This window comes from Sphingomonas quercus (genome assembly GCF_018863195.1).
GTDB lineage: Bacteria > Pseudomonadota > Alphaproteobacteria > Sphingomonadales > Sphingomonadaceae > Solisphingomonas > Solisphingomonas quercus.
On record NZ_JAHKRT010000009.1, the window covers coordinates 16,957 to 35,004 of the forward strand.

The 18,048-nt window shown below is 69.4% G+C and carries 21 protein-coding genes; 4 read left to right on the forward strand and 17 right to left on the reverse strand.

The genetic code is table 11. The features are described 5' to 3' along the window. The first annotated feature begins 2 nt into the window (after positions 1–2). The 3 genes from KOF26_RS15295 to KOF26_RS15305 are packed head-to-tail and all read left to right on the forward strand — an operon-like array spanning position 3 to position 2,907. Positions 3–1,214, forward strand: coding sequence for a toxic anion resistance protein (locus KOF26_RS15295; protein WP_216326959.1), 1,212 nt, complete (start codon positions 3–5; stop codon positions 1,212–1,214). A gap of 1 nt (position 1,215) precedes the next feature. Beyond that, a complete protein-coding gene (locus KOF26_RS15300; RefSeq protein ID WP_363182272.1) occupies positions 1,216–1,992 on the forward strand; it encodes a hypothetical protein in 777 nt (258 codons plus the stop codon). A 12-nt stretch (positions 1,993–2,004) separates the two neighbouring features. Further along, positions 2,005–2,907, forward strand: coding sequence for an MBL fold metallo-hydrolase (locus KOF26_RS15305; protein WP_216326961.1), 903 nt, complete (start codon positions 2,005–2,007; stop codon positions 2,905–2,907). Here KOF26_RS15305 and KOF26_RS15310 read toward each other — a convergent pair. After that, positions 2,904–3,107 carry a hypothetical protein gene (locus tag KOF26_RS15310; RefSeq protein WP_216326963.1) on the reverse strand — a complete coding sequence of 68 codons (204 nt, stop codon included), beginning with the start codon at positions 3,105–3,107 and terminating at the stop codon, positions 2,904–2,906. The two genes, KOF26_RS15305 and KOF26_RS15310, sit on opposite strands and share 4 nt — an antisense overlap. A gap of 207 nt (positions 3,108–3,314) precedes the next feature. Between KOF26_RS15310 and KOF26_RS15315 the strand changes: the two genes are divergently transcribed. Next, positions 3,315–4,793, forward strand: a complete 1,479-nt coding sequence (locus KOF26_RS15315; protein WP_216326965.1) for a helicase HerA domain-containing protein — start codon at positions 3,315–3,317, stop codon at positions 4,791–4,793. Positions 4,794–4,810: 17 nt separating this feature from the next. Here the strand turns inward: KOF26_RS15315 and KOF26_RS15320 are convergent, their stop codons facing one another. The 16 genes from KOF26_RS15320 to KOF26_RS15395 all read right to left on the reverse strand — a co-directional run bounded on the left by KOF26_RS15320 (position 4,811) and on the right by KOF26_RS15395 (position 17,924). Further along, positions 4,811–5,650 (reverse strand): alpha/beta fold hydrolase, encoded by an 840-nt coding sequence (locus tag KOF26_RS15320; RefSeq protein ID WP_216326978.1) that lies wholly within the window; start codon positions 5,648–5,650, stop codon positions 4,811–4,813. Between the two features lie 332 nt (positions 5,651–5,982). Further along, complete coding sequence (locus KOF26_RS15325; RefSeq protein WP_216326981.1) at positions 5,983–6,606, reverse strand: ATP-binding cassette domain-containing protein; 624 nt, start codon at positions 6,604–6,606, stop codon at positions 5,983–5,985. Continuing rightward, complete coding sequence (gene modB, locus KOF26_RS15330; protein WP_216326984.1) at positions 6,596–7,291, reverse strand: molybdate ABC transporter permease subunit; 696 nt, start codon at positions 7,289–7,291, stop codon at positions 6,596–6,598. Before modB ends, KOF26_RS15325 begins: the two co-directional genes overlap by 11 nt. Further along, positions 7,291–8,037, reverse strand: coding sequence for a molybdate ABC transporter substrate-binding protein (gene modA, locus KOF26_RS15335; protein ID WP_216327436.1), 747 nt, complete (start codon positions 8,035–8,037; stop codon positions 7,291–7,293). The genes modB and modA overlap by 1 nt, the downstream gene beginning before the upstream one ends. Positions 8,038–8,066: 29 nt before the next feature. Continuing rightward, the gene (locus KOF26_RS15340) at positions 8,067–9,284 is read right to left on the reverse strand and encodes a molybdopterin molybdotransferase MoeA (RefSeq protein WP_216326988.1); all 1,218 of its coding nucleotides are present in this window, start codon (positions 9,282–9,284) and stop codon (positions 8,067–8,069) included. Continuing rightward, a complete protein-coding gene (gene moaC, locus KOF26_RS15345) occupies positions 9,281–9,757 on the reverse strand; it encodes a cyclic pyranopterin monophosphate synthase MoaC (protein WP_216326991.1) in 477 nt (158 codons plus the stop codon). Before moaC ends, KOF26_RS15340 begins: the two co-directional genes overlap by 4 nt. Then, entirely contained in the window at positions 9,757–10,302 is a 546-nt protein-coding gene (gene moaB / locus KOF26_RS15350) for a molybdenum cofactor biosynthesis protein B (RefSeq protein WP_216326994.1), read from the reverse strand. The genes moaC and moaB overlap by 1 nt, the downstream gene beginning before the upstream one ends. Then, complete coding sequence (locus KOF26_RS15355) at positions 10,299–10,754, reverse strand: molybdenum cofactor biosynthesis protein MoaE (RefSeq protein WP_216326998.1); 456 nt, start codon at positions 10,752–10,754, stop codon at positions 10,299–10,301. Before KOF26_RS15355 ends, moaB begins: the two co-directional genes overlap by 4 nt. A gap of 1 nt (position 10,755) precedes the next feature. Continuing rightward, a complete protein-coding gene (locus KOF26_RS15360; RefSeq protein WP_216327002.1) occupies positions 10,756–11,010 on the reverse strand; it encodes a MoaD/ThiS family protein in 255 nt (84 codons plus the stop codon). Position 11,011: 1 nt separating this feature from the next. Next, positions 11,012–12,055 carry a GTP 3',8-cyclase MoaA gene (gene moaA, locus KOF26_RS15365; RefSeq protein WP_216327016.1) on the reverse strand — a complete coding sequence of 348 codons (1,044 nt, stop codon included), beginning with the start codon at positions 12,053–12,055 and terminating at the stop codon, positions 11,012–11,014. Beyond that, positions 12,036–12,611 (reverse strand): nucleotidyltransferase family protein, encoded by a 576-nt coding sequence (locus KOF26_RS15370; protein WP_216327019.1) that lies wholly within the window; start codon positions 12,609–12,611, stop codon positions 12,036–12,038. The genes moaA and KOF26_RS15370 overlap by 20 nt, the downstream gene beginning before the upstream one ends. Further along, on the reverse strand, positions 12,608–13,549 hold the full coding sequence (locus tag KOF26_RS15375) for an XdhC family protein (RefSeq protein WP_216327022.1): 942 nt from the start codon (positions 13,547–13,549) through the stop codon (positions 12,608–12,610). The genes KOF26_RS15370 and KOF26_RS15375 overlap by 4 nt, the downstream gene beginning before the upstream one ends. Before the next feature lie 31 nt (positions 13,550–13,580). Then, positions 13,581–14,948 (reverse strand): cytochrome c, encoded by a 1,368-nt coding sequence (locus tag KOF26_RS15380; RefSeq protein WP_216327024.1) that lies wholly within the window; start codon positions 14,946–14,948, stop codon positions 13,581–13,583. Next, positions 14,945–17,110, reverse strand: coding sequence for a xanthine dehydrogenase family protein molybdopterin-binding subunit (locus KOF26_RS15385; protein ID WP_216327035.1), 2,166 nt, complete (start codon positions 17,108–17,110; stop codon positions 14,945–14,947). Before KOF26_RS15385 ends, KOF26_RS15380 begins: the two co-directional genes overlap by 4 nt. Before the next feature lie 2 nt (positions 17,111–17,112). Continuing rightward, complete coding sequence (locus tag KOF26_RS15390; RefSeq protein WP_216327037.1) at positions 17,113–17,574, reverse strand: (2Fe-2S)-binding protein; 462 nt, start codon at positions 17,572–17,574, stop codon at positions 17,113–17,115. Positions 17,575–17,723: 149 nt separating this feature from the next. Then, on the reverse strand, positions 17,724–17,924 hold the full coding sequence (locus tag KOF26_RS15395; RefSeq protein ID WP_216327040.1) for a hypothetical protein: 201 nt from the start codon (positions 17,922–17,924) through the stop codon (positions 17,724–17,726). Positions 17,925–18,048: the final 124 nt, after the last annotated feature.

Sequence of the window (18,048 nt, forward strand, 5' to 3'; positions counted from 1 at the left end):
CTATGGCCACGACGACCCCGACGACGAGCGACACCGATCTGGTGCTGACCCCGCCCGAGCCGGTGAAGGCGGTAGCCCCGGCCAGGGCCGCCGGGCTGGTGCCGCTGCGCGAGGATCAGAAGTCCAAGCTCGAGGAGAAGGTGGAGGGCTTCGTCACCCAGCTCGTCGAAACGGACGCGAACAGCCCGGAATTCGGCAAGCAGGTCGATGCCATCACCAATATGGGTCGGCGCGAGATCGCCGAGGCGGCCGGCCAGTCAAACCGCTTCCTCGATCGCCCGGTGAAGGCGATGGACAAGGACAGCAATGTCGGCACCGACCTTGCCGAACTGCGCCGGGTGATCGAGGATCTCGATCCGGGCAGCAAGGGCGACCTGTTCACCCGCAAGAAGCTGTTCGGCATCATTCCCTTCGGATCGAAGCTGCGCGACTATTTCGACGGTTATAAGTCCGCCCAGAGCCACATTGCCTCGATCCTCGCCCGCCTGGCCTCCGGCAAGGACGAGCTGCTGAAGGACAATGCGGCGATCGACGTCGAGCGGCAGGCGCTGTGGGCGGCGATGGGCAAGCTCGAGCAGATGATCCACATCTCCAAGGCGCTGGACACGGCGCTCGAGGACAAGGCCATGGAGCTGGAGAGCACCGATCCGGCCAAGGCCAAGGCGATCCGCGAGACGGCGCTCTTCTATGTCCGCCAGCGCACCCAGGATCTGCTCACCCAGATGGCGGTGACGGTGCAGGGCTATCTCGCGCTCGATCTCGTCAAGAAGAACAATGTCGAGCTGGTGAAGGGCGTCGATCGCGCGTCCACGACCACGGTCGCCGCGCTGCGCACCGGCGTCACCGTGGCGCAGGCGCTGACCAACCAGAAACTGGTGCTGGAGCAGATCACCGCGCTCAACACCACCACGGCCAACATCATCGATTCCACCGGCGAGATGCTGAAGAACCAGACCGGCCAGATTCACCAGCAGGCCGCCGCCTCCACCATCCCGATCGAGACCCTGAAGCGGGCCTTCCAGAACATCTATTCGACGATGGACGCGATCGACACCTTCAAGTTGCAGGCGCTCGACAGCATGAAGCAGACCGTCAACGTGCTTTCCGACGAGGTCGAGAAGTCGCGCGGCTATATCGCGCGGGCCGAGGGCGCGGCGCAGGCGCAGCTGACCGGCGGCACGTCCTCCGGCGACCCCTTCCGTCTGGAGAATTGAGGTGGGCGACACGCCCGACGAGCTGATGCGCAAGGGCAACGAGCTGCTCGCCAGGGCGCGCGGCTATGCGTTCGATTGGGCAGAGGAGGCGGTGCACCGCATCAGCCCGGAGGGGCGCAAGCTTGCCCGCCGCCGGGCGGAGCGGCGGCGCGCTGCCTTTCTGCGCATCGCCCGGCGGCTGATCGCAGCGACGGCGGCGATCTTCGTCGCGGTGCTGGCGGCAGGGTTCGTGCTCGGCCCGATCGGGCTGGGCGGACTGATGGCGGCGGTGCTGGCGATGATCATCGCCTGGGTGGCGATCGTGGCGTGGAGCGTGCGGGACCGCGACATGCCGCCGGAGCGCTTCGTCCAGACCGACCTTGCCCAGCTGCCCCAGCGTACCGAGAGCTGGCTGGAGGCGCAGCGCCCCGCGCTGCCCGCGCCCGCCCAGCGGCAGGTCGACCAGATCAGCCTCGCGCTGGAACAGCTGGGCCCGCAGCTCGCCGCGCTCGACCCACGCGAACCGGCGGCGATCGAAGTGCGCCGGCTGGTCGGCGAGGAACTGCCCGAGCTGGTGCGCGGCTATCAGCGCGTGCCGGAAAGCCTGCGCCGCCAGCCGCTCAACGGGGGCCTGTCGCCGGATCGCCAGCTTGCCGATGGGCTGGAGACGATCGGTGAGGAGATCGGCCGGATGAACGCCCAGCTCGCCACCGGCGACCTGCACGCGCTGGCGACCCAGCAACGCTATCTCGAGCTCAAATATAAGGGCAATGACGCGATCGAGGGCGGTGGCTCATAGAGGAGGGAAGATGTGAGGAAAGCCGCCCTTGTGGTGGCCGGGGTGATGATTGCGACAGCGTTTCCGCTGGCAGCGCAACCGCCCGGCGCCGATCCGGTGCTCGCGGCCAGGGAGCGCAAGGTCGCTCCGCACATCTGGATGATCGAAGGCTATCCCAACGCCTTTATCGTCACCGGCAGCGCCGGCACGCTCGTCGTCGACACCGGCATGGGCACGCCCAACGGTCGGTTCGTCGCCCAGGCCGCGGCGCGGGTGTCGCGAGGCGGCAAGCTCTATCTCGCGGTGACGCACGAGCATCCCGAGCATGCCGCCGGTTTTGCCGGCTTCCCGCCCGGCACCATCCTGCTTCGCTCGCAGGCCCAGCAGCGTGATCTGGAGACGGCGGCGCCGGGGCTGCTCGCCCGCTTTCGCCAGCGCAGCCCGGAATGGGCGAGGCTTCTGGAGGGCGCCGAATATGGCAAGGCGTCGGAGCTTTTCGACCATGATTACCGGCTGAACCTGGGCGACGTGACGGTCCGCCTGGTGCAGGTGCCGCCGGCGCACACCAATGCCGATCTCGTCGCCTTCGTCGAGACGGACGGCGCGCTGATCAGCGGCGACGTGGTGCAGAACCGCACCGTGCCCAACCCGATCGGCAGCGCCATCTCGATTGCCAGCTGGCTCAAGGCCCTGGACGAGGTGGCGGCGTTGAACCCGCGCCTCGTGCTGCCGGATCACAGCGCGCCGGCCGGCGGCGACATGATCACCGAACAGCGCGCCTTCTTCGTGGACGTGCAGAAACGCGCGGCCGCCGCGAAGCGGGCGGGGCGCTCGGCCGAGGAGCTGCTGGGCGAATTGCGCGGCGTCTATGGTGGCTGGCAGAACGCGCAGAATCTGAAGCGCGTCGCCGATCAGGCGTTCAGCGAAGCCGGTTAGAAGGCGGCCCCGGTCGTCAACATGACGCGGAGCAGCCACAGCGCCGCGCCGCCCGAGGTGAGCAGCGACACCACCATCAGCCCCCAGCCGAAATGCTGGACGATTTCCGGATTCGCGCGCCCCGCGATCTCGTTCTGACGCATCGCGCCGAGGACGAACATCGTGAGCATTGCGTAGAGGAAAACGACAAAGTTCAGCATGACCGCTCCATGATCCGACCCGGACGATAAAGCGAGAAGGTGAACAACCCGTTTTCGCGGCCATGCGCCACAACGCACTTCTCGCGCGGCGAACCGTTGGAACCAAATCGCTGGAACGTGACGTCTGTGCCATCCCGCGGTCGGCGGAAGTCGCCGGAATCGCCGCCCGGGCTTGCCTATCCCGGATTCGCTTCGGCATGGGGGCGAATGCCCACCATGATCCCCATCGGCGCCGAACCCGGCGGCATCCCGGCCGAGATCGAGCTTGAGGAGCTGCTCGCCAGCCGCCTGCTCGTCCAGGGCAATTCGGGCAGCGGCAAATCGCACCTGCTGCGCCGGCTTCTCGAACAGAGCGCGAATTTCGTCCAGCAGGTGGTGATCGATCCCGAAGGCGATTTCGGCAGCCTTTCGCAGGCGTTCGGTCATCTCGTCGTCGAGGCGGCAGATTATACCGAGCAGGAGATCGCCAGCATCGCCGCCCGCGTGCGCGAGCATCGCATTTCGGTGGTGCTGAATCTCGAGGGGCTGGAGGTGGACGCGCAGCTGCGCTGCGCCGGCGGCTTCCTCAACCGCCTGTTCGAGGCGCCGCGCGAGCAATGGTATCCGGTGCTGGTCGTCGTCGACGAGGCGCAGTTGTTCGCACCGGCGGCAGCCGGCGAGGTCGGCGAGGATGCGCGCCGCGTGTCGCTCGGCGCGATGACCAATCTGATGTGCCGGGGGCGCAAGCGGGGCCTCGCCGGCGTCATTGCCACCCAGCGTCTGGCGAAGCTCGCCAAGAATGTCGCGGCCGAGGCGTCGAATTTCCTGATGGGTCGAACCTTCCTCGACATCGACATGCTGCGCGCCGCCGACCTGCTCGGCATGGAGCGGCGGCAGGCGGAGCAGATTCGCGATCTGGCGCGCGGCCAGTTCCTCGCGCTGGGACCGGCGCTGTCGCGGCGGCCGCGGCTCATCCACATCGGCGCGGTGGTCACCTCATCGAGCACCGGCGTACATAGCCTGATGCCGCTGCCCAGCCTTGGCGAGGCGGATCGGCAGGCATTGCTGTTCGACGGCATCGAGGCGGAGCCGCCGCCACCGCCGGCACCGCGCGTGGTCGAGCCCGTCACCCAGCTCATCGCGCGCATCGAGGCGAGCACGGCGCCCTCCGTCGACGCAGCGCCCGATCCGGATCGCGACGCCGCCATCGCCGGCAAGGTCGACGCTGTGCTGTCGGACATCGTCGCCGATGTCGACGACGTGCGGGCGCCGGCCGCGGTCTATCAGGACTTTGTGGTGCGCTGCCGCATGCATGGGCTGTTGCAGCCGCCGCTCACCCAGCCGGGATTCTCGCGCCGGCTGGCGCTGGCCCGCGCGGGCTTCCTGTCCGCGGAGCTGGCCGAGCCGGATTGGCGACCCGCCCTCGATCTGGCCGAGGCGATGCCGGACGACATGATCGGGGTGTTCATGCTGCTCGCCCGCGCTGCCCGCGATCGCGAGCCCTGTCCGGGCGACGGCGACCTTGCGCGCGTCTACGGCACGCAGTCGCTGGGGCGGGTACGGCGGCTGGTCGGCTATATGGAGAGCAAGGGCTATGTCGCCTTCCGCACCGACCTGCGCGGCCGGCGGACGGCGACCATCCCTCAGCTCGGCTGGACGACCGAGGCCGATGCCGGCGGCGGCGGCGAACTGCGCGCACGCGGCTGATCGGGCGTCGGGCTCGCCTAGGCGGGCACGCCGCCATTGGCGAGGAAGCTGAGCAGATCCTCATTCACCTGCTCGGCGGCGGTGATGACGAGGCCATGCGGTTCGCCCTCATATTCGATGAGCTGGGCGTGCGGGATGCCCTCGGCCGCCGCGCGCGCACTGGCGTCGATCGGCACCACCTTGTCGGCGGTGCCGTGCATGATCAGCGTCGGCACCCCGGCGAAGGCCGGCAGGTCCGGCCGGAAATCGGTATAGCCGAACGCCTTGATGCATTCGATCGTGGCCCTGGGGCTGGCCATCACGCCGAGCAGGAACGACCAGTCGAGCAGCGCATCGCTGACCGGGCTGGAGACGAAGCCGACCCCGTAGAATTGCTTCGCGAAGCTCCTGAGGAAGGCGAAGCGATCCTCGCGGACCTGCGCGATCATGGTCTCCAGCACGCTTTCGTCGACGCCATGGGGATTGTCGTCGGCCCGGCGCAGATAGGGGACCACGGCGCCGACCAGCGCCGCCCGCCGGACCTTCGCCGCGCCGTGGCGGGACAGGTAGCGGGCAAGCTCGCCGCCACCCATCGAGAAGCCGACCAGGTTCACCGAGTCGAGCCCGCAACCGTCGATCACCGCCGCCAGATCGTCGGCCAGCATATCATAGTCATAACCGGTGGCGGGATGCTCCGACTGGCCGAAGCCGCGCCGGTCATAGGTGATCACCCGATAGCCTGCCTCGAGCAGGGCCAGCGTCTGATATTCGAACATGTCGCCGGTCAGCGGCCAGCCATGAATGAGCAGCACCGGTTCGCCAGTGCCCATGTCCTTGACGTGCAGCTTCGTTCCGTCGCGGGCGTCGACATAAGGCATGGGCGGCTCCTGAATGATTGGCGTTCAAACAGCCGGCAGCGATCGACGTTCCCTCCGAAAGACTGCCTCGAACAGCAGTTACTAATCCATGATATGGTGATGGCTCGTCTCATTCTATAGTATGGCCCGATAACAAAGCCTTTGAGGAGGACAGTAAAGTGAAAGAGAACGAGAGGGAGTATCTTCTCAGCCGGGCGGAACAGGAAATGAAGTACGCTGCCTCCGCATCCAGTCATCCGGTGCGCTCCGTGCATGAGGCGATGGCGCGCCGCTATGCAGCGCGCGCCGCGCTGATCCAGCCGGAGACCACGGGCCCGGCGGAATAACAGGGCTCAGCCGAGCGTGAGCGTGTGCGTCGCCAGCCGCGTCGCCTCGGCGCGGTCATGGGTGACGTAGAGGATCGGCACGCGAAGCTCGTCGCGGATGCGTTCGATGGCGCGCATCACCTCGTCGCGCCGGGTCGGATCCAGTCCGCCGAGCGGCTCGTCCATGAGCAGCGCGCGCGGGCCGGAGAGCAGCGCCCGGCCGATCGCGACGCGCTGCGCCTCGCCGCCCGACAATGAGCGCGGCCAGCGATCGAGGAGATTGCCGAGCCCGAGAAAATCGATCGCCTGATCCGGCTCCATCCAGCGATGCCCCGGCGCGGCGAGGCGATAGCCGTAGAGCAGGTTGGCCAGCACCCGGCGATGCGGGAACAGCCGCGCATCCTGGAAGACATAGCCGAGCCGGCGCCGCTCCGGCGGCACATCGACCCGCGCCGCCTTGTCGAACAATGTCGCCTCGCCGATGCGCACATGGCCGGCATCGGGATGGATAAGGCCGGCGATCATCATCAGCACGGAGGTCTTGCCGGCCCCGGATGGGCCGGTGACGACGGTCAGGCCGCCGTCGCTGCGGAAGCGGGCACCGATGTCGCGATCGCGGCGGCGCAGCCGCACGTCGATGTCAAAGGACATGGGCCCCCGCCCCGAACGCCCCGCGCCGCGTCAGCACCTCCGAGGCGACCAGCGCGGCCAGGGACAGCGCGACCGACATCGCCGCCAGCCGCATCACCGCCGCATCCATGCCGGGCACCTGAAGCTGGGCGTAGATCGCGAGCGGCAAGGTGCGCGTCTCCCCGGGAATGTTGCCGGCAAAGGTGATCGTCGCCCCGAACTCGCCGAGCGAACGCGCGAAGCCGAGCACCAGCGCGGCGACAATGCCTGGGACGGAGAGCGGCAGCGTCACGGTCCGGAAGGTGCGCCAGCGCCCGGCGCCGAGGGTACGGGCGGCGCCTTCCAGCCGCGGGTCGACCGCCTCGATTGAGAGGCGGATGGCGCGCACCATCAGCGGCAGCGCCATGATCGCCGCCGCCAGCGCCGCTCCGGTCCAGTGGAACACGAAGCCGACGCCGAACCAGTCGTGCAGGCGCGATCCGATCGGCCCGTTCAGCCCGAACGCGATCAGCAGCAGCCAGCCGATCACCACCGGCGGCAGCACCAGCGGCAAATGGATGACGCCATCGACGATCGCCTTGCCCGGGAAGCGCACCCGCGCCAGCAGCCAGGCCAGCGCCACCGAGAGCGGCAGCGCCGCCAGCACGGCGATGCCACTGACCCACAGCGAGAGCCGCACGATCTGCCACTCGTCGCCGGACAGCATCACAGCGGCCCGAAGCCGTGGCGGCGGAAAATGGCGCTCGCGGCGGGCGAGGCGAGGAAACGCCGGAAACCCGCGGCGTCGGGGCTCGCCGAGCGCTTGAGCAGCGCCACCGGATAGCGGATCGGCTTATGGCTGCCGGCCGGGAAGATGGCCGCGACGCGCACGCTGGAGGAGGCCATGGCGTCCGTCTCGTAGACGATGCCGAACGGCGCCTCGCCACGCTCGACGAAGGCAAGGGCGGTGCGCACGCTCTCGCCGCGTGCGATGCGGTTCGCCACGTCCGGCCACAGGCCGAGCGCGGCGAGCGCGGCCTTGCCATATTTGCCGGCGGGCACCGCGTCGGGATCGGCCATCGCCAGCCGGCCGTTGCCGAGCAGCCGGGCCAGCGGCAGGCGCCGGTCCAGCGTGAAGCGGCGCCGGTCGCCGGCGGGCACGATCAGCGCCAGCCGGTTGCCGAGCAGGTCGGCGCGCGTGCCCGGACGCAGCTCGCCGGATTGCTCGACCGCGTCCATCCAGTCCTCGTCGGCGGAGAAGAAGAGGTCGGCGGGCGCGCCGGCCCGGATCTGCCGCGCCAGCGCAGAGGATGCCCCGAACGACAGCACCGGCATGGCATGGCCAGCCTTCGCCCATGCGCCTGCCGCCTCGGTGAGCGACTCCTGCAGGCTGGCCGCGGCGAGCACGATCGGCGGCGCCGTGAGGGCGGGTGTGGCAAGGAGCGCGAGCCAGAGGGCGAGGAGGCGCACCAGCGCCCTCGCACGGCCAGGCTGAACCGGGTTCAGCAAGACGCGTCCCGCACGAGGCCCGGTTCCAGCACCTCGACCGGCTCGCCCGCTTCGGCTGCCGGCGCATTCGGCCGCCGCCGCACCAGCACGTCCGCCGCCGCCATCACCGACACCAGCGACGAATCCTGATTGGCGAACGCGGTGACCACCCGCCCGCCCGTCCCGTCGCGGCCCAGACGCCCGCGCAGATAATGGTCGCGCGGGCCATTGGCGGCGATCGGCCCGGCGAGCCGCGCCGTGGCGAAGCGCTCCCCTGTATCGCCGCCCTGCAACCGCGCGAGCAGCGGCGCCAGGAACAGCTCGGCGCACACCAGCGCGGAGGCCGGGTTGCCCGGCAGGCCGAGGAGCGGTCGACCGTCGCCGAGGATCGCGAACCACACCGGCTTGCCCGGCCGCATCTGCACACCCTCGACCAGCAGCCGTGCGCCGAGCCCGCGCACCGCCGGCTTGACGAGATCGCGATCGCCGACAGAGGCGCCACCAATGGTGACGATGATGTCGCAGGCCGCGCCTGCCACCGCCGCAGCGATCGCCGCCTCGTCGTCCGGCACCTGCGCGGGCGGCATCGGCCTGCCGCCGTGGTGGGCGACGAAGGCGGCCAGCGCCGGCGTGCAGGAATCATAGATCTGATGCGGACCCGCCAGCCCACCCGGCGCGACCAGCTCGTCACCGGTTGAGAGCAGGGCGACGCGCGGCGCTGCGTGGCAGGGCAGGGTGGCGATGCCGGCCGAGGCGGCGAGCGCGATGCGCCACGGGTTCAGCCTCTGCCCGGCTTCCAGCAAGGTCTCCCCGGCCATGAAGTCGCAGCCGCGCGGGCGGACATAGGCCGCGCTGTCGGCCTCCGCCTCGACGACCAGCTGGTCGCCGTCGCGCCGCGCCTCTTCCTGGATGACGACACGATCGGCGCCGGAGGGCAGGGCGGCGCCGGTAAAGATGCGCATCGCATCGCCGGGCGTGAAGGCGGCATCGGGCGCGTGGCCGGCCAGGCTTTCGCCGACGATGCGCAGCCTCGCCCCCTTCGCTGCGTCCGCGGAGCGCACCGCCCACCCGTCCATCGCCGAAGCGTCGAACGGCGGCTGATCACGCAGCGCGGCAACAGTCTCAGCGAGCCAACGGCCGTCCGCCGCGCCGACGGGCACCGGCGCCACCGCCAGCGGGCGCACCGCCGCCAGCATGCTGGCGAGCGCCTCCTCCATCGTCGGCAGGCTCATGCGCGCTGCCAGTCGCCCGAGGCGCCGCCGGATTTGGCGACGAGGCGCACGGCGGCGATCTCCATGCCGCGATCGGCCGCCTTGAGCATGTCGTAGAGGGTGAGCAGCGCGACGCTGGCGGCGGTCAGCGCCTCCATCTCGACGCCGGTCTGGCCGCTGGTGCGCGCGATCGCCGAAACGCCGAGGCCGCTGCCGTCGCCGAGCGGCGCCACCGAGACCTTCACCGAGCTCAGCATCAGCGGGTGGCACATCGGGATCAGCTCGGCGGTGCGTTTGGCCGCCATCACCCCGGCGATCTCGGCGACGGCGCGCACATCGCCCTTCCTGCCGCCGCCGGACAGCGCCAGCCGCAACGTTTCCGGGGCCATGATCAGCCGTCCCTCGGCCTCGGCCTCGCGCACCGTCGCGGGCTTGGCCGATACGTCGACCATCCGCGCCCGCCCATCGGCATCGATATGGGTAAGATCGGCCATCACCTCTCCCTGAGGCGCGGCATGATCTCGACCATGTTGCAGGGACGATGCCGGCTGTCGAGCTGCCAGCGGATCACCTTGTCCCAGCCGTCGCGCACCGCGCCGTTGGAGCCGGGCAGGCAGAAAACGAACACGCCGTCGATGATCCCCGCCGTCGCGCGTGACTGAAGCGTGGACAGGCCGATGCTCTGATAGCTGACGATGTGGAAGGTGACGGAAAAGCCGTCGATCCGCTTGTCGAACAATGGCTCCAGCGCTTCGGGCGTGACGTCGCGGCCGGTGAGGCCGGTGCCGCCGGTGGTGATGATCGCGTCGACCGTGCCGGCCTCGATCCAGGCGCGTACCTGCGCGCGGATCGCCTCGACATCGTCCGGTACGATGGCACGTGCCGCGCACTGATGGCCGGCCTCGCCGATACGGGCGACGAGGATCGCGCCCGACGTGTCCGTTTCCTCGTCCCGGGTGTCCGAGATCGAGAGCACGGCGATACGCACGGGCACGAGATTGCTGTCGTCCAGGCGGCCGGGAAAGGGCAGGTCCGTCATTGCGCCGTCGCCCAGCGCTCGATCGCCTGATGATCGTCCGGGCGCGCCTCGATCCAGCGCGCGCCGTCAGGCCCGTCCTCCCGTTTCCAGAAGGGCGCGCGCGTCTTGAACTGGTCCATCAGATAATCCACCGCTTCAAAGGCCGCGCGGCGATGCTCCGCCGCTGCCGCTACGAAGATGATCGGCTCGCCGATGTCGAGGCTGCCCCAGCGATGCACCGCCAGCACGTCCTCGACCGCGAAGCGCGCCCGGGCCTCCGCCTCGATCTCCGCCATCACCGCCTCGGTGAAGCCGGGATAGGCATCGAGCGTCAGCCGCGTCACCGCCGCGCCGTCCGTCCGCCCGCGCGTCAGCCCGGTGAAGCTGACCACCGCGCCGGCATCGGTACGTCCCGCGCAGAACTCGGCGAGCAGCGCGCCGGGATCGATCGCGGCATCCGCGAGGCGGATCATCTCATCCTCCGCTGACCGGCGGCCCGAACGCGACGTCATCATTCTCGGCGAGCGGGTGGGCGTCCGCGCCATCCCCGCGCCCGACCAGCCGCTCATTGACGATGACGAGCGTGCACGGATGGCCCAGCTGCTCGCCGAGTGCGGCATTCTCCGCCGCCACCGCCTGCCGGATCGCGCCGAGCGAGCCGCCGGGCACCGCGCGCGTCCGCCAGCCGGCGAGATCCTGGTAGGATCCGAAGAGAGTGACCTGCGCCAATTCAGCCTCCGGTGCGCGACATCGGGCGCGACACCGAGGGCGAACGGCCGCTTGCGATGACGAAATCATGGCCTTTCGGCTTGCGGGCAATGGCCTCGGCGATCGCCGCGCGCAGCGGGGCGTCATCATCCGGGCTGGCACGGAGCACCTCGCGCAGCTCGGCATGATCCTCCTGCCCGAGGCAGGTGTAGAGTGTGCCGGTGCAGGTGACGCGCACGCGATTGCACTGGTCGCAGAAATTATGCGTCATCGGGGTAATGAACCCGAGCGATCCGCCGGTCTCCTCGACGCGCGTGTAGCGCGCCGGTCCGCCGGTGCGCCGGGCAAGCGGCGTCAGCGTCCAGCCCCGCGCCAGATCGGCGCGAACCTGATCCAGCGGCAGATATTGGGCGGTGCGATCAATGCCGGTTTCGCCGAGCGGCATCGTCTCGATAAGGGTGATGTCCATGCCATGGCCGTGGGCCCAGGCGATCAGGTCGGGCAGCTCGGCCCTGTTGTCGAGTAGGGCGACGGTGTTGATCTTGACGCGCAAGCCGGCGGCGCGGGCGGCGTCGATGCCCCGCAAAACCCCCGCCAGGTCGCCGCCGCGGGTGATGCGGCGGTAAAGGCCGGCGTCGAGGGAATCGAGCGAGACGTTGATCCGCTCCACACCATGGCGGGCCAGCGCGTCGGCATGCGCCTCAAGCCGGGTGCCGTTGGTGGTCAGCGTCAGTTCGTCCAGCCGGCCGGCATCGAGGTGCCGCGACAGCCGCGCGACCAGATCGATGAAGCCCTTGCGGATCAGCGGCTCGCCGCCGGTCAGCCGCAGCCGGCGCGTGCCGAGATCGATGAAGGTGGCGCACAGCCGGTCCAGCTCGTCCAGCGACAGCAGCTCGGCGCGCGGCAGAAAGGTCTCGCGCTCGGCCATGCAATAGGTGCAGCGCAAGTCGCAGCGATCCGTCACCGACACGCGCACATAGCTGATCGCGCGCCCGAAACGGTCGACGAGCGCCCGCACCCCCTGCGCCGTCACTGTGCGCGTCTCATCAGCAGCCAGATGTGCCATGCTGGCGAACATGGCCCAGATCGGCGGGCGTGTCGACATCCGCCAGGGCGATGGCATCGGCCGGAATCTGCGCGGGGCCGGCACGCGCGACGATGGCGCGGATCGGATCCTCCCTCCCGTCCAGGATCGCGGCGATCAACCGGCGCGGGAACCAGGCCGGCGGCGAGGCGATACCGTCATGAACGCACAGTGCAGGGCGAGGATCATGGCCAACCAGCGTGCCGAGCAGCGCGGGAGTGATGCGCGGCATGTCGCCGAGACAGAGCAGCGCCCCGCGCGACGCCGCCGACACGGTCGTCAGCCCGATGCGGATCGAGCTGTCCCGCCCATCGGCCGGCCGGGGATTGATCGCGATCCGGAAGCCGAGGCTGGTGAGCCGCGCCGCGAGCTCCTCCTGACCGGGGCGCAGGACGGCGATACGCTCGTCGAGCGGCACGGCGGCGAGCACCGCGGCGGCGTGAAGGGCGAGCGGCTGGCCCTCCAGCTCGGCCATCATCTTGTCCTCGGCGCCGAAGCGCTCCGACAGCCCGGCGCAGACGAGCAGGCCGGCGATCACGCGGTCCCCGCGGCGCGGTAAGCCGCGACGATCTCCGCCAGCGCCGACAAGGCCAGCGTGGAAGGGTCGCGCGCCGAAGGGATGAGGCCGATCGGCGAGCGCACACGAGCGATGTCCGCGGGCGCGACGCCGGCCGCCGCCAGCATCGCGATTCGCGCCGCGCGGGTTTTCGCGCCGCCCATCGCCCCGATCCAGAAGGCCGGCGAGGCGAGTGCGGCGCGCAGCACGGCAAGCTCCCAGTCATGATCGTGGAACAGCAGCGCGATCGCCGTCCACGGATCGGCGGAAAGCGTGCCGATCTCGCCGGGCGTGCGGATCAGCCGTGCCCGTGCGCCGGCCGCCGCAGCCTCTTCGACGATGGCGGGCTGGGGCGTGACGACGTCCACTGCGCCGCCGAAGGCGCGGGTGAGATCGGTGAGCGCCACCGTTTCGGCGCCCTGGCCGACGACGATCACGCGCAGCCGCGGCACGTAGTGGAATTCGGCCGCGCCCAGCGCCAGCTGCGCCGGGCGGCGGGCGCGCAGATCGGTCAGCACGCCGTCGATCAGGGCGGCGTCGGGATTGGGCAGGAAGGTGAGGTCGACGCCGCCGCCGCACGGCAGGCGCACGTCGATATAGGGCGATCCGGCACCGAAGCGGACCTGGCGGGGTTGGCCGGCGTCCAGCGCGTCCAGCGCCTCGCCGACGATCGCCGCCTCGATGCAGCCGCCCGAGAAGGAGCCGGCATAGCCACCGTCCGGCAGCACCGCCATCAGCGCTCCCAGCCCGCGCACGCTCGATGCGGTCAGGCCGGTGATGGCGACGAGCACCGCGCCGCGCCCCGTCGCCCGCGCCGCGACGAGATGGGCGAGGACGGCCTCCGCATCGGCCGTCTGGTCGATCGGATGCGGCCGGGGACGCCCGATCGCGGCCTGCTCCTCCAGCGCGATGCCTGCCATGTCAGCCTTCCAACATCGGGCGCGGGCCGCCCTATTGCTGGGCGGCCTGCGAGCGCAATTTGCGGACATCGGCCTCGGTGAGGCGCGAGCCCTGGGCGCCGAAGCGGGCCGTGACATAGTTGGCGACCGCCGCGACTTCCTTGTCATTCAGGCTGTGACCGAATGCCGGCATCGTCAATATGTCCTGGGGCACCTGACGGTGGACGCCGGCGATGACGACCTGGGCGACGTTGGTCGCACCCGGATCGTTGATCGAGCGCGTTCCGGTCAGCGTCGCCGCCGGCGACAGCGGGCTGACGCCCGTCCAGTCGTGGCAACCCGCGCAGGCCCCGGCGAAGATGCGTTCGCCGGCCCGGTCGCCGCTGCCTGCCAGCGTCGCCGCAGGCCCGGCCTTGTAGGAGGCCGGCGCCGCCGTCAGCACCCGGTTCGGCAGATCCCCGGCCACTGCCGGAACGGAGCGGATATAGGTCACCAGCGCCTTGAGATCGTCCGGCGTCAGGTAGCGCAGGCTATAGTCCACCACCTCGCCCATCGGGCCGGAGGCGACGCCGTGGCTGTTGGCGAAGCCCGTCGACAGATAGGCGGTGAGATCCTCGGTCTTCCAGTTGCCGATGCCGCTATCGCCATCGCTGCTGATATTGTGCGCGCGCCAGCCGGCATTGGTTGCACCGGCGAATTTCTGCCGGTTGTTGAGGGCAAGGCCGATGTTGCGCGGCGTGTGGCACTCGCCGCAATGGGCCATCGCCTCGGCGAGATAGGCGCCGCGATTCCATTCCGGGCTCTGTTCGGGGTTCGGCTCGAACCTTTTGTTCGGGCTGAACGCCGCCGACCACAGGCCGAGCAGGGCGCGCTGGTTATAGGGCCAGCCGAGCGTGTTCGCCCGCGGCGGGGATTTCACGGGCGGCAGGCTCATCAGATAGGCCTTGATCGCCAGCGCGTCCTCATCCGTCATGTAGGTGTAGGAGCCGAACGGCATCGCCGGATAAAGGCGCGTTCCGTCCGGGCGGATGCCCTTGCGCACCGCGTCGAGGAACTGCGCATCGGTATAATTGCCGATGCCGGTTTCCTTGTCCGGGGTGATGTTGGTCGAATAGATTGCGCCGAACGGCATGTTGAAGGCGAAGCCGCCGGCATAGGGCTGCCCGCCCGGAACCGTATGGCACACCGCGCAATCGGCGGCGCGGGCGAGATATTCGCCCCGCTTGACGAGGCTCGCCGAGCGTAGCGCGGCCGGCACGCCGGTCGGGCTCGGGCCTTTATAGGCGGCAAGTTCGACCGTGCCGCCCTTGGCGAAGGCCATCGGGCCCGGGCCGAGCACCGTCCAGCCGCCGACCGCGGCGGCAATGGCGACAATGGCGGCACCGCCGATCGCGGCGATGCGAAGGATCTTCCCGCTCATGCGTTGTCCTTCCTGCCGGCAAGGATTTCACGATCGATCGGCATGGTCCGCAGCCGGATTCCGGTGGCGGCCGCGATGGCATTGACGAGCGCCGGCGTGCTCACCGTCACGCCGGGCTCGCCAATCCCCCCCGGGTCCTCGTTGCTTGGCACGATATGGACCTCCACCGGCGGCGCCTCGTGGATGCGCATCATGCGGTAATCGTGGAAATTGCTCTGCTGGATACGGCCATTGGCGACCGTGATGTTGCCCCAGAAAGCCGAGGTCAGCGCGAAGACCACGCCGCCTTCGACCTGGGAGGTGATGCCGTCAGGATTGACGACCTTGCCGGCATCCACCGCCACCACCATCCGCCGCACCCGGACGTCGCCGTCCGCGTTGACCTCCGCCTCGCACACCGCCGCGCAGAAGGAGCCGAAGGCGTTGATCATCGCGATGCCGCGACCGGCCTTGCCCTCCAGCGGGCCGCTCCATCCGGCCTTGTCCGCCGCCAGCCGGAGCACCCCGGCCGCGCGCGGCGATTTCTGGAGGTGGGCAAGGCGGAATTCGAGCGGATCCTTGCCGGCCTTCCTGGCCAGCTCGTCGATCAGGCTCTCCACCGCGAACAGCGAGTTGTTGGGGCCGACGCCGCGCCACCAGCCGACATTCACGGCACCCGGCTCGCACTGCACATATTCGACGCGCAGGTTCGGGATCTCATAGGGAATCTCGTCCGCGCCATCGATCGTCGAGCCGTCCAGCCCATCCTTGGGCGGCTTGCCCGACATGCGTACCGGCACCGACCCGCCGGAGATGCGATGCAGCCATGCGTCGATGCGGCCGTCCTTCAACGTGGCGGCCATGACGTTGCGGTAATAGGGGCGCACCGTGTCGTGACGTGTGTCCTCCTCGCGCGACCACATCACCTTGACCGGCCCCGACACCTGCTGGGCCACGCGCACCGCGTTGGTGACCATGTCCGTGTCGAGGCGCCGTCCAAAGCCGCCGCCGAGCATAAAATTGGTCAGCGTCACCGCCTTGGGATCGACGTCGAGCACCTTGGCGGCGGCCTTCTGCGCGCCGGTCTGCACCTGCGTGCCGACCCAGATTTCGGCGGTCTTGCCCTGCACATGCACCGTGCAGTTCAGCGGCTCCATCGGCGAATGGGCGAGGAACGGCATCTCATAGGCGACGTCGATGCGGTCGCCCGACCCGAAGGCCTTGTCGATATCGCCCTCGTTCTTCGCCGATACGCCGGGCTTGGAGGTTTTTTCGCGCAGGTCGCGGACGATGTCGGCCTGGCCGAGCCGGCCGTTCGGCCCGTCGTTCCAGGTGACGCCGAGCGCCTTCAGCCCCTTGAATGCCAGCCACGTATTGTCGGCGACGACCGCGACGAGATCGTCGAGCACGACGATCTGCTTGACGCCGGGGATGGCCCTGGCCGCCGCATCGTCAACGGCCGCGACCTTACCGCCGACCACCGGCGCTTGCAGCACCGCGGCGACCGGCACCTTGCCGGCCATCACGTCGATGCCGTAGGTCACCGAGCCGTTGGTCTTGGCGGGCACGTCCAGCCGGTGCACCGGCTTGCCGATCAGCTTGAAATCCTTGTCCGCCTTGAGCGGCGCGTCGGTGGGGAGGGTGATCGCGCCCGCCCGCGGGCTCAATTCGCCATAGCCGATCTGGCGGCCGCTGGGGTCGTGATAGACGACGCCGTCCGACGTGCGCAGCGTCGCCGGATCCACCTTCCACAGCCGCGCCGCCGCCGTCACCAGGATCGCGCGGGCATTGGCGCCGGCCTGGCGCAGCGAGATGTAGAAGCCGTTGCGGAACGAGCTGGAGCCGCCGGTCGACTGGCGGCGCCGCTCGGGCGGCGCCTTCGGTCCGCCATAGAGCATGTCGTTGGGCGGCGCCTGTTCCAGCACCACCTGGCTCATCGCCACGTCCAGTTCCTCGGCGAGCAGCTGGGAATGGCCGGTATGGGTGCCTTGCCCCATTTCCTGCTGGGGCATGATCAGCGTCACGATCCCTTTGGGATCGATGCGGATGAAGGCGTTGGGCGCGAACGCGCTGGCCGCCTCGGCGCCATCCTGAAGCAGCTCGAAGCCGAGCAGCAGGCCGCCGCCGGCCGCCGCCGAGACCTTGAGGAAGCCACGGCGCGATGTGTCGATGCTGGTCGCCATGATCAGGCCTGCGTTCCGGCGGCGCGCTTGATCGCGGCGCGTATGCGAAGATAGGTGCCGCAGCGGCAGATATTGCCGGCCATCGCCGCGTCGATGTCGGCGTCGGTGGGGGCGGGAGTATTGGCGAGCAGCGCCGAGGCCGACATGATCTGGCCCGACTGGCAATAGCCGCATTGCGGCACGTCAAGCTCGATCCAGGCCTTCTGCGCCTTGGCGCCGGCCGGCGTCGTGCCCACGCCCTCGATCGTTACCACCGGCTTGTCGCCGACCGCGCTGACCGGCAGCAGGCAGGAGCGAACCGGCTTGCCGTCGAGATGGACGGTGCAGGCGCCGCATTGGGCGATGCCGCAGCCATATTTGGTGCCCGTCATGCCCAGCATGTCGCGCAGCACCCATAGCAACGGCATGTCGTCAGGCGCCTCCACATCGTGGGCGACGCCGTTGACCTGAAGAGTGCCCTTCATGTCCCCCCTTCGGCGCGCGCGGGCGCGCCTGATCTGAATCTGACGCTCTCCGGCGCCATCTATCGGGGATAGTATGACGGCAAGCCGGGAACCGCAAGTCCGCGAACAAAGCGCGGTGCACCGGGCCAAGGGAGCTGGAAGAAGTTCGGCTATATACGCCGATATATATGAACGATCTTCGGATTTTCCACGATTCTCTTGTTCAATAATGGCCGCGGACGCTGACGAATAGAGTCCGGGAACCTGTCGGTGACAACATAATCGCGATCGAGCAGGCGCAGCACCTCGCAGCCCGTCTCGGTGAGGCGCGCCCCGCGATCAGGCGCGCCGCCCGCCACCGTTTCGCGCATGTCAGAGGCGACAGGAAAAGCGCGCGACGCGGCGAAATCGCGGACATCATCGTCTTCGTATCGCTGCTCGATCCATCCCGCAGGCCGTTATCTGGCAGGCTGCCCCGAACTCAACGCATCAGGG

What these genes read in the sequence shown, in the direction of transcription:
- KOF26_RS15340 (WP_216326988.1), bottom strand. Translation starts at nt 9,284, where the DNA reads ATGAGCCTGCCGACGATGGAGGAGGCGCTCGCCAGCATGCTGGCGGCG.
- KOF26_RS15380 (WP_216327024.1), bottom strand. Translation starts at nt 14,948, where the DNA reads ATGAGCGGGAAGATCCTTCGCATCGCCGCGATCGGCGGTGCCGCCATT.
- modB (WP_216326984.1), bottom strand. Translation starts at nt 7,291, where the DNA reads ATGCTGTCCGGCGACGAGTGGCAGATCGTGCGGCTCTCGCTGTGGGTC.
- KOF26_RS15310 (WP_216326963.1), bottom strand. Translation starts at nt 3,107, where the DNA reads ATGCTGAACTTTGTCGTTTTCCTCTACGCAATGCTCACGATGTTCGTC.
- KOF26_RS15390 (WP_216327037.1), bottom strand. Translation starts at nt 17,574, where the DNA reads ATGAAGGGCACTCTTCAGGTCAACGGCGTCGCCCACGATGTGGAGGCG.
- moaB (WP_216326994.1), bottom strand. Translation starts at nt 10,302, where the DNA reads ATGACGGACCTGCCCTTTCCCGGCCGCCTGGACGACAGCAATCTCGTG.
- moaA (WP_216327016.1), bottom strand. Translation starts at nt 12,055, where the DNA reads ATGGCACATCTGGCTGCTGATGAGACGCGCACAGTGACGGCGCAGGGG.
- KOF26_RS15325 (WP_216326981.1), bottom strand. Translation starts at nt 6,606, where the DNA reads ATGTCCTTTGACATCGACGTGCGGCTGCGCCGCCGCGATCGCGACATC.
- KOF26_RS15295 (WP_216326959.1), top strand. Translation starts at nt 3, where the DNA reads ATGGCCACGACGACCCCGACGACGAGCGACACCGATCTGGTGCTGACC.
- KOF26_RS15355 (WP_216326998.1), bottom strand. Translation starts at nt 10,754, where the DNA reads ATGATCCGCCTCGCGGATGCCGCGATCGATCCCGGCGCGCTGCTCGCC.
- KOF26_RS15395 (WP_216327040.1), bottom strand. Translation starts at nt 17,924, where the DNA reads ATGCGCGAAACGGTGGCGGGCGGCGCGCCTGATCGCGGGGCGCGCCTC.
- KOF26_RS15385 (WP_216327035.1), bottom strand. Translation starts at nt 17,110, where the DNA reads ATGGCGACCAGCATCGACACATCGCGCCGTGGCTTCCTCAAGGTCTCG.
- moaC (WP_216326991.1), bottom strand. Translation starts at nt 9,757, where the DNA reads ATGGCCGATCTTACCCATATCGATGCCGATGGGCGGGCGCGGATGGTC.
- KOF26_RS15375 (WP_216327022.1), bottom strand. Translation starts at nt 13,549, where the DNA reads ATGGCAGGCATCGCGCTGGAGGAGCAGGCCGCGATCGGGCGTCCCCGG.
- KOF26_RS15315 (WP_216326965.1), top strand. Translation starts at nt 3,315, where the DNA reads ATGCCCACCATGATCCCCATCGGCGCCGAACCCGGCGGCATCCCGGCC.
- KOF26_RS15320 (WP_216326978.1), bottom strand. Translation starts at nt 5,650, where the DNA reads ATGCCTTATGTCGACGCCCGCGACGGAACGAAGCTGCACGTCAAGGAC.